The following is a 12,559-nucleotide window of genomic DNA, read 5'->3' as shown; positions in this document are numbered from 1 at the left end:
TCAAGGCCGGGGCACGTTGCGGAGGTTGGAGCGGGCCATCTGGAGCATGCGGCCGACTCCGCCGTCGAGGACGATCTTCGAGGCGGACAGGGCGAAGCCGGTGACCATCTCGGCGCTGATCTTCGGCGGGATGGACAGGGCGTTGGGGTCGGTGACGATGTCGACGAGGGCGGGCCCCTTGTGCTTGAAGGCCGACTTCAGCGCCCCGGCCAGGTCCTTGGGCTTCTCGACGCGCACGCCGTAGGCACCGCAGGCCTGGGCCACGGCGGCGAAGTCGGAATTCTTGTTGGTGGTGCCGTAGGAAGGGAGCCCCGCGACCAGCATCTCCAACTCGACCATGCCGAGCGAGGAGTTGTTGAAGAGGACGACCTTCACGGGCAGGTCGTACTGCACGAGGGTGAGGAAGTCCCCCATCAGCATGGAGAACCCGCCGTCCCCGGACATCGACACGACCTGTCGCTTGCGGTCGGTGAACTGCGCCCCGATGGCCATGGGCAGCGCGTTCGCCATCGACCCGTGCGAGAACGAACCGATCACTCGGCGACGGCCGTTGGGCGTGATGTACCGGGCGGCCCACACGTTGCACATACCGGTGTCGACGGTGAACACAGCGTCGTCGTCGGCGAGTTCGTCCAGTACGGAGGCCACGTACTCCGGGTGGATCGGCACGTGCTTCTCGACCTTGCGGGTGTACGCCTTGACGACCCCTTCGAGCGCGTCGGCGTGCTTCTTGAGCATCTTGTCGAGGAAGCGACGGTTCTTCTTCTCCTTGACCCTCGGCGTCAGGCACCGCAGGGTCTCCTTCACATCGCCCCAGACGGCCAGGTCGAGCTTGGAGCGGCGGCCCAGGTGCTCGGGGCGCACGTCGACCTGGGCGATCTTGACGTCGTCGGGGAGGAAGGCGTTGTACGGGAAGTCGGTGCCGAGCAGGATCAGCAGGTCGCACTCGTGGGTGGCCTCGTAGGCGGCGCCGTAGCCGAGCAGGCCGCTCATGCCGACGTCGTATTTATTGTCGTATTGGATGTGCTCTTTCCCCCGCAGCGCGTGCCCCACCGGTGACTTGACCTTCTCCGCGAACTCCATGACCTCGGCGTGCGCGCCCGCGGTGCCGCTGCCGCAGAACAGGGTGATCCTGTCCGCCTGGTCGATCATCTCGACGAGCTTGTCGATCTCGGCGTCGCCGGGGCGGACGCTGGGCCGGGAGGTGACCAGGGCGGTCTCGGCGGACTTCTCGGGGGCGGGTTCGTCCGCGATGTCACCGGGGAGCGTGACGACGCTGACGCCGGAGCGGCCCACGGCGTTCTGGATGGCGGTCTGGAGCAGCCTCGGCATCTGCTTCGGGCTGGAGATCATCTCGCTGTAGTGACTGCACTCCTGGAAGAGGCGGTCGGGGTGGGTCTCCTGGAAGAAGCCGAGGCCGATCTCGCTGGAGGGGATGTGCGAGGCCAGGGCGAGGACCGGGGCCATGGAACGGTGGGCGTCGTAGAGGCCGTTGATGAGATGCAGGTTGCCGGGCCCGCAGGAACCGGCGCACGCGGCCAGCTTCCCGGTGATCTGTGCCTCGGCGCCCGCGGCGAAGGCGGCGGTCTCCTCGTGCCGTACGTGCACCCAGTCGATGGCCGCGTTGCGGCGGACGGCGTCCACGACCGGGTTGAGGCTGTCGCCGACGACGCCGTAGAGGCGTTTCACTCCGGCCTTGACGAGGATGTCCACGAACTGCTCGGCGACGTTCTGCTTGGCCATGGATCCATGCACCCCTTCGGTCTCCTTGGGTCCATCAATCCACAATGGCCGCGATCACGCCTCCCAAACAGCGGCGGCTGTACGGTCATCGGCATATCCCTTGACCCGGACTTGAGAGTCGGCGAGGAACGCGGCGAGACCGGGCGGGGGTCCTGACCACCTTCCTGTGAGGTAGTCGCACAGTTCGGGTTCGCCGCGCAGGGGATCGGCGAGGCCGCCGGTGCACATCAGGAGCGTGTCACCCGGGCGGGCGACGGAGGCGCGGAAGCGGAAGGCCTCGCGGGGCGGCTCGGGGGCGGGTTCGTACGGGCTCGGCGGTGTGGGAATGCCGAGGTCCATGGTGAGGCGGTCGCCGTCGGGGGTCTCGGTGGGCAGCGAGCCGAAGCCGACGACCGGTTCGCCGGTGATGTCGCTGACCTGGGGTTCGATGTCGTGCCACTCGCCGTCGCGGAGGCGGAAGAGGCCGCCCGCGCCGACGCCGAAGAAGACGCGGACCCGGCAGTCGGGGTCCGCCGGCAGGAGCAGGCAGCGCAGGGTGGCGGCGTACTCCTCCGGGTCGACGCCCTGCTCGACGGCGCTGGCGCGGAGCTTGCCGAGACTGCGGTCGGTGAGCCGGTGCAGCCCTGACTTGAGGTCACCTCGGCGGGCGGCACTGATGTCCTGCGCCAGACGGGCATGACTGCGTCCCACGGCCCGCCCGATCCAGTGGCACGCCTCGGCGGCGGCGCGGTGGGCACCGGGGGTGGCACGGGCGCCGGTGGCCATGGCGACGAGGACCAACGCCTGCTCGCCGGTGCCGAAGCGCGCGGTGAGCAGGGAGTCCCGCCGGGGCTCGCCCCGGAACCTCGCCGAGTCCCCGCGCACGGACACCGCCCGCAGTGTGCAGGCCCCGTACCTGGCTCCGTCGAGCACGGTGTCCGCCACCAGGTCATCCAGCTCGTCGGGGTCTGCGGGAGGGAGGGCGGTGGGCTCGGCGTCGTAGGTGGGCGGCCCGGAGCCGACGAAGCCCACGGGGCCGGGAGGGAGGGTGGGGAGGTCTACCCGGGTGGCGGTACGGGGTGCCTGCGGGGCGGCGGCAGGACCGTCCTGGTCGTGTCCGGAGGGCTCGGGCGTGGGGTTGGGCTGGGTGGAGCCGGGGCCGGTGCGGGGTGGTGGGGCGAGCGCGGGGGACTCCTGGGGGGCGACGGTGTGGGGGTCGGGGTGGGAGTCCAGACCGGGGTCGGGGGCGGGGGCGGAGGCGGGGGCCGGTGGAGTGGCCCACCAGTCGCCTTCACCTTGCCGTGTACTGGTTGCGCCTCGTTGCGAAGGCCCTGGAGGGCTCTCGGAACGGTCGGGCGGAGGTACGTCCTCGGTACGGCCGGGCGAGGTGGGCCGGTCGGCGTTCTGCGCCGGACTCGCGGCGGGGGCGTCTGGGGCGGGGACGTCTGGCAGGCGACCGGCACCCTGTGCTCTCGGTCCGCCGAAGCCACCCCTGCCCGAGTCGGCCCGGTCGGGCGGGAGCAGGCGGTCGGTGTCCGGTGCCGGCCCCGCAGCCGCCCCACCGAAGCCGCCCCCGCCCGAGTCGCGGTCGGGCGGGACAGCGCGGTCGGTGTTCTGCGGTGGCGTGGGCGGGGCCGCGGGGCGGGGTGGGGCGGAGGGGGGTGGGGGTGCCGCGGTCGGGGGCCTCGGGGGCTCGGTCGGCATCCGTGAGGCCGGAACCGTCGTGGTCGGAGGCGTCTCCGTGGAAGCGCGCCCAGCGGGTGGCGAGAGCGGCCGGTCCTCGGGAGCGCGCTCGACGAAGCCGGGTGGCTTGGGGCCGGGTGGGAAGGACGCGGGTGCGTCAGGGGGCGGTTCCCACGCATCCCGGTGCCGGCCGGGTGAGGGGGCCGGCGCGCCGGAGAACCCTGTTCGGGGCGCGGGTACCCCGGTACCGGCCTGGGGGCCCGGCTCATCCACGGCATCCGCCCCGGCCCCGGGCCTGCCGTCTCCGGACCCGTCCCGTACCGCGCCCGCCGCTGAGGCGTAGCGGTCGTCCAGGGTGTCCGGGGCCGGTGTGGGGCCCGTGTCGTCGGTGGAGTCGTACAGCTGCCTCCACCAGTCGTCCTCGTGACCGGTGGGCCTTCCCCCCTGCTGGCTCATGCCCCCAATTGTCCACCGCGCGGGCCGTATGAAAACGGGGCATCCCGAAAATCAAGCACCGTCAGGCCCGCCGGGACGGCGTGTCGAGTGAGCTGTCGAACTCGTGTGGCCCATGGGGTCGCCGGACGATTCCACCCCCCACGGGAGAACCGCCCGGCGACGCCCGAGTGACCCGGATCCCGGTCACCGGCGGGCTCGGGTCACGATCGGGTCCGGCTCGGTCCCGGGTGTGACCGGCCGTCCTGTCGCGGAGCTGTGCCGGACGGCGTCTTTCCTTGTGCCGATGTGCCGCCCGCCCTGGCTCCCCGACCGAGTGCCCGCAGGACGGCCCGCTGAACATCACTGGCCTGCGCTTCCCGCCGTCCTCCTGCACCCTGGACGAATGGGAGTGTGGGACCTCCTGCTGGTCGGCCTGGTCATGTTGTTCGGCCTGGTCGGGGTTCTGGTGCCCGGTGTGCCGGGGTCGTGGCTGGTGTGGGCCGCGGTCCTGTGGTGGGCGCTGAAGGATCCGCAGCCGGTCGCGTGGGGCGTGCTCGTGGGGACCACGGTCGCCCTGTTCCTCTCCCAGGTGGTGCGCTGGGCGCTGCCGCCGCGCAAACTGCGGGCGAGCGGGGCCACCCCGCGCATGGGCGTGTACGCCGGGGCGGGCGCGTTCCTCGGCTTCTTCCTGATCCCCGTGCTCGGCGCGATCCCCGGGTTCATGGCCGGCATCTACCTCTCGGAGCGCCTGCGTCTCGGCCGCCACGGGGAGGCGAGGGCCGCCCTGCGCACGGCGATGCGCTCGGGCGGCTCCAGCGTGCTTGCGGAACTGTTCACCTGTCTGCTGATCATGGGCGCGTGGCTGGGGGCGGTGCTGTGGGGCTGACGTAGGACCGCGGCCCGGGCCAGGCCTGGGCGTGCCTAGGTCGAGAGGCCGATGTGCGGGCCGCGCGCGCGTGTTTGGGTGGCTGCCATGACCGAATTCAGCGAGGCCGAGCGCGCGTACCTGAAGTCCCAGCGGCTGGGCCGACTCGCCACCGTCGACCCGCACGGACAGCCGCAGGCGAACCCGGTCGGCTTCTTTCCCCAGGACGACGGCACCATCCTGATCGGCGGCCACGCGATGGGCCGCACCAAGAAGTGGCGCAACCTCCAGAAGAACCCGAAGGTCGCGCTGGTGGTGGACGACATCGTCAGCCTGAAGCCGTGGACGGTGCGCGGCATCGACATCCGCGGGGAGGCGGAACTCCTCACCGGGCCGCACGAGTTGGGTCCGCACTTCAGCGAGGAGCTGATCCGCGTCCATCCGCGACGCATCCACAGCTGGGGGCTGGAGGAGTCCTAGAGGGCTCCTTCGAGGGTGAGCAGGGCCGTCTTGCGCTCCAGGCCGCCCGCGTACCCGGTGAGCAGGCCGTTCGCGCCGATCACCCGGTGGCAGGGGCGGAGGATCAACAGGGGGTTCGCGCCGATCGCGCCGCCCACGGCCCGGACGGCGGCGCGGGAGGCACCGACGCGGGCGGCGATCTCGCCGTACGTCGCAGTCGCGCCGTAGGGGACATCGTCGAGGGCGTCCCAGACGCGGGTCCGGAACTCGGTGCCTTCCGGGCGCAACTCCAGCTCGAACTCCTTGAGTTCACCGGCGAAGTACGCGGCGAGCTGCTCCTCGGCGGCCCGGAAGGGGGCGGGGTCGTGGAGCCAACCCTCCTGAACGGTGCGGCCGTTCTTCTGCCCGGGGACGGACAGCGAGGTCAGCGCGCCGGTCTCGTCGGCGGTGAGGAGCAGTTCGCCGACGGGGCTGTCGAGGCGGGTCCAACGGATGGCCATGACTACTTCAACTCCAACTCTCCTGCTGTGCGCAGGTGTTGCCAGGCATAGGAGCGCCAGGGGCGCCAGGTGTCGGGGGTGTCGAGGTCCGGTGGGGCCACGTCGGGGTCGCCGAGGGCGCGGCTGCGGATGACGGCGACGGTACGGGCGTCCAGGCCGGGCAGGGCGAGCAGCGCGTGCTGCGCCTCGTCTCGGTCGGCGCCCGGATCCAGTCGTACGGCGCCGTCGGCGAGGGCGGTGGCGAACGTGCCGAGGGGGCCGGCCGCCTCGGAGAGCGCCGCGGGGTCGGGGAAGAGGTGGGTGAGGCTGCCGCAGGGCGCGTCCAGGGTCTTGCCGTACCGCTGGACGAGTCGTGCGGATTCGGTACGGCCCACCAGCGCCCGTACGGCGAGCTCCTCGGGGTCGGCGGCGCCGGGCGAGCGGAGTCCTGGGCGCGCGGCGACCAGGGGGGCGAGCCGGGGGTCCTCGCCGAGCCGCTCGTCGACGGCGTAGGGATCGGCGTCGAGGTCGAAGAGCCGCCGCAGCCGTCCGACGGCGGTGGTCAGGTCGCGGGGGTCGGTGAGGTGCAGGTGGGCGTCGAGCCAGCCGCCGGGGTGGGCGCCGGTGGCGGCCCTGGCCGTGCCGGGGCGTTCGTGGACGGCGACGATGCCGGTGCCGTGCGGGAGCCGGAGGGTACGGCGGTAGACGCGCCGCCCGGGCGGCCCGCTCACCTCCTCGACGCCGGGTACGGCCTCGCTCTCCAGCAGGTCGAGGACGGCGCCGGAGCGGTAGGGGCCGCGGTGGGCGAGCCGTAGTGGGATACCGGCGGTGGGGGTGGCCGGGCGGCGGGTGGTCCGGGCGGCGGCCCGTAGGGCGCTGGGGGTGGAGGCGTAGATCTCGCGGACCGTGTCGTTGAACTGCCGCACGCTGGCGAAGCCGGACGCGAAGGCGATCTCGGTGACCGGCAGGCCGGTGGTCTGGAGCAGGACGCGCGCGGTGTGGGCGCGCTGGGCGCGGGCCAGGGCGACGGGGCCCGCGCCGAGTTCGGCGGTGAGCTGGCGCTGGACCTGGCGTGCGCTGTAGCCGAGGCGGTCGGCGAGCCCGGCGACGCCCTCCCGGTCGACGACGCCGTCGCCGATCAGGCGCATCGCCCGGCCCACCACGTCCGCCCGGACGTTCCAGTCGGCGGAGCCGGGCACCGCGTCCGGACGGCACCGCCGACAGGCCCGGAAACCGGAGCCCTGCGCGGCGGCGGCCGTCGCGTAGAAGCGGACGTTGTGACGCTTCGGGGTCACCGCGGGACAGCTCGGCCGGCAGTAGATGCCGGTCGTCTCGACGGCGAAGAAGAACTCGCCGTCGAACCGGGCGTCCCGGCTGCGGACCGCTTCGTACCTGGTGTCCTCGTCCATCACGCGTTCCAGTGTCCGCCGTGCGCGGGGGTGCCGCTGGCGGAAAACGGACATGGCGGTGCGTGGCCGAGTGCGGGTACGTCGTGGCTGGTCGCGCAGTTCCCCGCGCCCTGGGTTGGTGCAGGCCGTGTCTGCCTCAGCCGACTACGCCCAGCGCCCCCGCTTCGCCTCCATCGCCGCCTTCCCCTGCGCGCCCCGCTTCTTCCACTCCTTCCTGATCTCCGACCGGAGTCGCGCGTCGGTCTTGGCCACGATCCGCTGGTTCTCGCGGATCAGCTTCCGGTAGCTCTCCAGCCGCCGCTCGGGCAGCTCACCGGAGTCGATCGCGGCCAGCACCGCGCACCCCGGCTCGCTCTCGTGCGCGCAGTCGTGGAAGCGGCACTGCCGGCCCAGTTCCTCGATCTCGGAGAAGACCTGTCCGACACCGACCTCGGCGTCCCACAGTCCGACGCCCCTGAGGCCGGGCGTGTCGATCAGCACGCCCCCGCCGGGCAGGGCGAGCAGGTTGCGGGTCGTGGTCGTGTGGCGCCCCTTCCCGTCCGCGTCCCGCGTGGCCTGCACGGCCATCATGTCCTCGCCGATGAGCGCGTTCGCCAGCGTGGATTTCCCCGCACCGGACTGCCCGAGCAGCACGCTCGTACCGCCCGCGACGACCGCGACGAGGACGTCGAGCCCCTCCCCGTCCAGCGCGCTGACGGTCAGCACCGGAACCCCCGGTGCCGTCGTCTCCACGTCCTGCACGAGATGCGCGAGCGTCACCGCGTCCGGCACGAGGTCGGCCTTGGTGAGGACGACCAGCGGCTGGGCTCCGGACTCCCAGGCCAGGGCGAGGAAGCGTTCGATGCGGCCGAGGTCGAGTTCGACGGCGAGCGACACGGCGACGATCGCGTGGTCGACGTTGGCCGCGAGGATCTGCCCCTCGGACCGCTTGGAGGAGGTGGAGCGCACGAAGGCGGTCCGGCGCGGCAGGTACGTGCGTACGTACTGCGGATTTCCCGCGGGCTCGACGACGGCCCAGTCGCCGGTGCACAGCACCCGCATCGGGTCGTTCGGGGTGACGAAGGCGGTGTCCGCCCGCAGCAGCCCGTCGGCGGTGACGACGTCGCACTGCCCGCGGTCGACCCGGACCACCCGTCCGGGCAGGAGCCCCTCGGGCTCGTAGGGGGCGAACGCGTCCGCCCATGCCTCGTCCCAGCCGTAGGGAGCGAGAGCGGAGAAAACCTGAGAAGTGGAGCTGGAAGTCAAGGGAGACCCTTCACAAGGGTGGCCCCGGCGCAAGGAGTTGGCGTCAGCCGAAGGCCACGGAGGTGGACGTGATGATCTGGATGCGGGTAGCGCTCATCGCAAAGACAGCCATCGGTCGACACCTCCCTCTTCCTCGCTCGTGGGGCACGGCAGCGGTGAGCCGCCGTGCGAAGTGCCCTCACCTTAGGGGCGCTCGCGCCGGGGGCGCCACCGGTTTTTTCCGACTCCCGCCGCGAACCCCCTCCTCACTCGAACAGCCCGGTGCGCTGGTCGTACGGGAGGAGCGGTTGTGGCATGGAGACCGACCCCCACCTCCAGGAGAGCTCGTGATGACCCACCGCCCGCCCCGCCCCTTCCGCGTCCTCGCCCCGGCCCTCGCCGCCGGCGTCCTGCTGACGACCGCCGCGTGCTCGGACGGCGACGACGACAGCGGGCCGGACCGCGCGGACACCATGCGGATCTCCTCCTCGCCCCTCGCGCAGGCGTCCCCGGCCGCGCTCACCCCGGCCGGGGCGCGGGCCGCGCTGGTGACCGAGGCGGATCTGGAGGGCGACTGGGACCGGGTGAAGAACGCGGCCACCTGGCGCGACAGCCTGCTGGTCGGCAAGGTGGACGTGGCCGACTTCCTCACCGCCAAGGCGGACGCCGCCGACTGCCAGAAGCTTCTCGACCGGCTCTACGGGGACGAGCTGCTGGGCAAGCCGTCCGGGGCGTCCGCGCTCACCGGCTTCCAGGAGGGCGCGTCCCGGCTGCTGTACCAGGTGGCCGCCTATGACAGGGCGGGGCTGGACGCGTCCCTCGCCTGGCTGCGGGGTCTGCCGGTCAAGTGCGACCAGTTCACGGCGACGGACTCCTCCGGCGGGCGGCGCACGGTCCAGGTGACGGAGAGGTCCCTGCCGAAGGTGGGCGACGCTCGTCAGGGGCTGCGGGTCACGGTCCAGGGCACCTCGGGCGGTACGCCCGCCGCCCTCACCCTCGATGTCGCCGCCCTGCGGGTCGGCACGGACGCGATCACCCTCACCAACGGCGGCCTCGACGGAGTCGACGGCGACAGCACCGAGCAGGCGGTGGAGCTGGGCACGGCACGTCTGAAGGAGGTCCACGCGGGCCGGACCCCGGCCGCCGACCCGGGTGAGATCGACTGACGGCGGACCGTGAGCGCCATCTGCCCCGCCCCGGCCGGTCGGCCGTTAGTCCACCCCGGCCGGTCCGCCGTCTGTCCCACCCCGGGCCGCCGGTGGCGTCGGCCGCGGCCGGTCGGTCGGTCGTCGGGGTGTTCCCGTCCCGTGCGACATGTGACATAGTACTGGCGTGAGCAAGCCACTGACCTGCGATGTCGTGGTCGTCGGAGCCGGGATGGTGGGCGCCTCCTGTGCCCTGTACGCCGCCCGGGCGGGCCTCGACGTGACCGTCGTCGACCGTGGCCCGGTGGCCGGCGGCACCACCGGCGCCGGTGAGGGCAATCTCCTGGTCTCCGACAAGAAGCCGGGCCCCGAGCTCGAACTCGCCCTGCTGTCCGGCCGGTTGTGGGCCGACCTGGCGGAGGAACTCGGTGACGCGATCGAGTACGAACTCAAGGGGGGCGTGGTCGTCGCCGCCACCCCGGACAGCCTGGCAGCCCTGGAGGGGCTGGCGACCGGACAACGGGCCGCGGGCGTCGAGGCGGTACGGGTGGACGCGGGCCGACTCCGGGAACTGGAGCCCCACTTGGCGCCCGGACTCGCGGGCGGTGTGCTGTATCCCCAGGACGCGCAGGTCATGCCGACGCTGGCCGCCGCCCATCTCCTACGGGCCTCGGGCGCCCGGCTGCGCACCGGCGTGACGGCGACCGAGGTGCTGCGCGGGGCCGGCGGTGCCGTGCGCGGGGTGCGGACCGACCGGGGTGAGATCCACGCGCCGCACGTCGTCAACGCCGCCGGGACGTGGGGCGGTGAGCTGGCCGCGCTGGCGGGAGTGGACCTCCCCGTGCTCCCCCGGCGCGGCTTCGTCCTCGTCACCGAGCCGCTCCCCCGCCTGGTCCGCCACAAGGTGTACGCCGCCGACTACGTGGCCGACGTGGCCAGCGACTCGGCGGCCCTGCAGACCTCGCCGGTCGTGGAGGGGACGGCGGCGGGGCCTGTCCTGATCGGCGCGACCCGTGAACGGGTGGGTTTCGACCGCTCGTTGTCGTTGCCCGCGCTGCGGGGGCTGGCGGCGGGCGCGACCCGGCTGTTCCCGTTCCTGGAGCGGGTGCGCGCGATGCGGACGTACCTCGGCTTCCGGCCGTACCTGCCCGATCACCTGCCCGCGATCGGCCCCGATCCGCGGGTGCCCGGGCTGTTCCACGCTTGCGGGCACGAGGGCGCGGGCATCGGACTGTCCACCGGGACGGGGCAGTTGATCGCCCAGATGCTGGCCGGGCACGCTCCCGCACTGGATCTCGCGCCCTTCCGGCCCGACCGTTTCCCGTCGCCGGCCGGTTCACGGGACGGCTCGTCCGACTCCCGGGAGGTCTCGTGAATCCGCTGGAGCTGGTGGACGCCGAGCCCGGTCCCGCCTTCACCGTCACGCTCGACGGGCGGGAGATCGAGGCCTTGCCCGGCCAGACCGTCGCCGCCGCGCTGTGGACGGCGGGGATCACCTCCTGGCGCACCACCCGGGGCGAGGGCCGCCCGCGCGGGATCTTCTGCGGTATCGGCGTCTGCTTCGACTGCCTGGTGACCGTCAACGACCGCCCGAACCAACGGGCTTGCCTGGTGCGGCTGCGCCCCGGGGACACGATCCGCACACAGGAGGGCACCGGCCACGATGAGTGAACCGACCCTGGCGGTGATCGGCGCGGGCCCGGCCGGGCTCGCGGCCACCCTCGCGGCGGCCGCCCGCGGTGTCCGGGTCACGCTGATCGACTCGGCGGCGGAGGCGGGCGGGCAGTTCTACCGGCAGCCCGCGCCCGGGCTCGGCGCCCGCCGCCCCCAGGCACTGCACCACCAGTGGCGGACCTGGGAAAGACTGCGGGACGGGCTCGACACCCGCGTACGGACGGGCGCCGTACGGCACTTGACGGACCATCATGTCTGGTTCGTCGAGCGCCGGGGTGCCGCCGGACTCACCGTGCACGCCCTGGTCGGCCCCGAGCAGGAGGAACCGGCCGAGGTGCGCGCCGACGCGGTCCTCCTCGCCACCGGCGGCTACGAGAAGGTGCTGCCCTTCCCCGGCTGGACCCTGCCCGGTGTCGTCACCGCGGGCGGGGCGCAGGCCATGCTCAAGGGCGGGCTCGTACTGCCCGGCCGTACCGCTGTCGTCGCCGGAACGGGACCGCTGCTGCTGCCCGTCGCCACCGGCCTCGCCGCGGCGGGCGCGAGGGTCGCGGCACTGGTGGACTCGGCCGACCCGATGTCGTTCGTACGGCGGTCCCGGGCGCTGGCGGGCCGTCCGGACAAGGTCGCCGAAGGCGCCGGTTACGCGGGCCGGCTGCTCCGGCACCGGGTGCGTACGCTCCCGCGCCACACCGTCCTGGAGGCGCACGGCTCCGATCGGCTGGAGGCGGTGACGGTCGCGGCCCTCGACCGGGACGGACGGGTCCGCCCGCACAGCAGCCGGCGTCTCGTCTGCGACACCCTCGCCGTGGGCCACGGCATGCTGCCGCACACCGACCTCGCCGACGCGCTGGGCTGCCGGGTCGACGGGACGGACGTGTACGTCGACGACGAACAGCGCACCGACGTGCCGGGCGTGTGGGCGGCCGGCGAGACCACCGGCATCGGCGGTTCCGCCCTGTCGCTCGCCGAGGGGCACATCGCCGGGCGGTCGATCGCGGCACGGCTGGCCGGGCGGGCGCCGGACCCCGGTGAGTGGGCGCCCGCTGCCCGCACCCGGGAGAGGCTGCGGGTCTTCTTCGCCGCCGTCGACTCGGTGTACCGGCCGCCCGCGCACTGGGTCGAGCAGGTCACCGACGAGACGGTGGTGTGCCGTTGCGAGGAGGTGACGGCCGGCGCGGTGCGCGAGGCGGTCCGGGAGCTGGGGGCCGGTGACCTGCGGACCGTGAAGCTGCTCACGCGGGCCGGGATGGGCTGGTGCCAGGGCCGGATGTGCGGGCCCGGGGTGGCCGGAGTCGCCGGGTGCGCGGAGACGGCGGTGCGCAGACCGTTCGCCCGGCCGGTCCCGCTGGGCGTGCTGGCGCGGGCCGGGGAGACCAAGAAAACCGGGGAGACCGGGGAGACCGGGGAGCGGGACGGCCGTGAGCCGCGGAACAAGTCCGGCGAAGACCGGGATAAGTAACATGT

At 73.2% G+C, this 12,559-nt stretch carries 11 protein-coding genes; 6 read left to right on the top strand and 5 right to left on the bottom strand.

All coding sequences use genetic code 11. The annotated features are described in order from the left end of the window. A complete protein-coding gene (locus ABZ098_RS12370) occupies window positions 1-1,743 on the bottom strand; it encodes a pyruvate dehydrogenase (RefSeq protein WP_356589966.1) in 1,743 nt (580 codons plus the stop codon). Between the two features lie 54 nt (window positions 1,744-1,797). Then, window positions 1,798-3,861, bottom strand: coding sequence for a protein phosphatase 2C domain-containing protein (locus tag ABZ098_RS12365; protein WP_356589964.1), 2,064 nt, complete (start codon window positions 3,859-3,861; stop codon window positions 1,798-1,800). Window positions 3,862-4,243: 382 nt separating this feature from the next. Here ABZ098_RS12365 and ABZ098_RS12360 point away from each other — a divergent pair, with 382 nt between their 5' ends. Next, entirely contained in the window at window positions 4,244-4,726 is a 483-nt protein-coding gene (locus ABZ098_RS12360) for a DUF456 domain-containing protein (RefSeq protein ID WP_356589962.1), read from the top strand. A gap of 87 nt (window positions 4,727-4,813) precedes the next feature. Next, the gene (locus tag ABZ098_RS12355) at window positions 4,814-5,185 is read left to right on the top strand and encodes a PPOX class F420-dependent oxidoreductase (protein ID WP_356589960.1); all 372 of its coding nucleotides are present in this window, start codon (window positions 4,814-4,816) and stop codon (window positions 5,183-5,185) included. On the opposite strand, the gene ABZ098_RS12350 is transcribed toward ABZ098_RS12355, so the two are convergent. From ABZ098_RS12350 to rsgA, 3 genes are all read right to left on the bottom strand, one after another. Continuing rightward, the gene (locus ABZ098_RS12350; RefSeq protein WP_356589958.1) at window positions 5,182-5,664 is read right to left on the bottom strand and encodes a methylated-DNA--[protein]-cysteine S-methyltransferase; all 483 of its coding nucleotides are present in this window, start codon (window positions 5,662-5,664) and stop codon (window positions 5,182-5,184) included. The genes ABZ098_RS12355 and ABZ098_RS12350 overlap by 4 nt on opposite strands. A gap of 2 nt (window positions 5,665-5,666) precedes the next feature. Continuing rightward, entirely contained in the window at window positions 5,667-7,052 is a 1,386-nt protein-coding gene (locus ABZ098_RS12345) for an AlkA N-terminal domain-containing protein (RefSeq protein WP_356590510.1), read from the bottom strand. 144 nt (window positions 7,053-7,196) lie between these two features. Beyond that, the gene (rsgA, locus tag ABZ098_RS12340; RefSeq protein WP_356589956.1) at window positions 7,197-8,297 is read right to left on the bottom strand and encodes a ribosome small subunit-dependent GTPase A; all 1,101 of its coding nucleotides are present in this window, start codon (window positions 8,295-8,297) and stop codon (window positions 7,197-7,199) included. A 329-nt stretch (window positions 8,298-8,626) separates the two neighbouring features. Here rsgA and ABZ098_RS12335 point away from each other — a divergent pair, with 329 nt between their 5' ends. The 4 genes from ABZ098_RS12335 to ABZ098_RS12320 all read left to right on the top strand — a co-directional run bounded on the left by ABZ098_RS12335 (window position 8,627) and on the right by ABZ098_RS12320 (window position 12,554). After that, complete coding sequence (locus ABZ098_RS12335) at window positions 8,627-9,442, top strand: hypothetical protein (RefSeq protein WP_356589954.1); 816 nt, start codon at window positions 8,627-8,629, stop codon at window positions 9,440-9,442. Between the two features lie 166 nt (window positions 9,443-9,608). After that, complete coding sequence (locus tag ABZ098_RS12330; protein WP_356589952.1) at window positions 9,609-10,796, top strand: FAD-binding oxidoreductase; 1,188 nt, start codon at window positions 9,609-9,611, stop codon at window positions 10,794-10,796. Beyond that, window positions 10,793-11,092, top strand: coding sequence for a (2Fe-2S)-binding protein (locus tag ABZ098_RS12325; protein WP_356589950.1), 300 nt, complete (start codon window positions 10,793-10,795; stop codon window positions 11,090-11,092). The genes ABZ098_RS12330 and ABZ098_RS12325 overlap by 4 nt, the downstream gene beginning before the upstream one ends. Continuing rightward, entirely contained in the window at window positions 11,085-12,554 is a 1,470-nt protein-coding gene (locus ABZ098_RS12320; protein WP_356589948.1) for an FAD-dependent oxidoreductase, read from the top strand. The genes ABZ098_RS12325 and ABZ098_RS12320 overlap by 8 nt, the downstream gene beginning before the upstream one ends. Window positions 12,555-12,559 lie beyond the last annotated feature (5 nt).

Origin of the sequence: Streptomyces sp. NPDC006335, from assembly GCF_040612795.1 — a bacterium.
GTDB lineage: Bacteria > Actinomycetota > Actinomycetes > Streptomycetales > Streptomycetaceae > Streptomyces.
Note: the sequence above shows the minus strand (reverse complement) of the source record. Positions and strands in the feature narration are given on the sequence as shown.

Bases quoted from the DNA above. Each gene is read 5' to 3' on its own strand.
- ABZ098_RS12370 (WP_356589966.1), bottom strand. From the start codon at position 1,743: ATGGCCAAGCAGAACGTCGCCGAGCAGTTCGTGGACATCCTCGTCAAG.
- ABZ098_RS12365 (WP_356589964.1), bottom strand. From the start codon at position 3,861: ATGAGCCAGCAGGGGGGAAGGCCCACCGGTCACGAGGACGACTGGTGG.
- ABZ098_RS12360 (WP_356589962.1), top strand. From the start codon at position 4,244: ATGGGAGTGTGGGACCTCCTGCTGGTCGGCCTGGTCATGTTGTTCGGC.
- ABZ098_RS12355 (WP_356589960.1), top strand. From the start codon at position 4,814: ATGACCGAATTCAGCGAGGCCGAGCGCGCGTACCTGAAGTCCCAGCGG.
- ABZ098_RS12350 (WP_356589958.1), bottom strand. From the start codon at position 5,664: ATGGCCATCCGTTGGACCCGCCTCGACAGCCCCGTCGGCGAACTGCTC.
- ABZ098_RS12345 (WP_356590510.1), bottom strand. From the start codon at position 7,052: ATGGACGAGGACACCAGGTACGAAGCGGTCCGCAGCCGGGACGCCCGG.
- ABZ098_RS12335 (WP_356589954.1), top strand. From the start codon at position 8,627: ATGACCCACCGCCCGCCCCGCCCCTTCCGCGTCCTCGCCCCGGCCCTC.
- ABZ098_RS12320 (WP_356589948.1), top strand. From the start codon at position 11,085: ATGAGTGAACCGACCCTGGCGGTGATCGGCGCGGGCCCGGCCGGGCTC.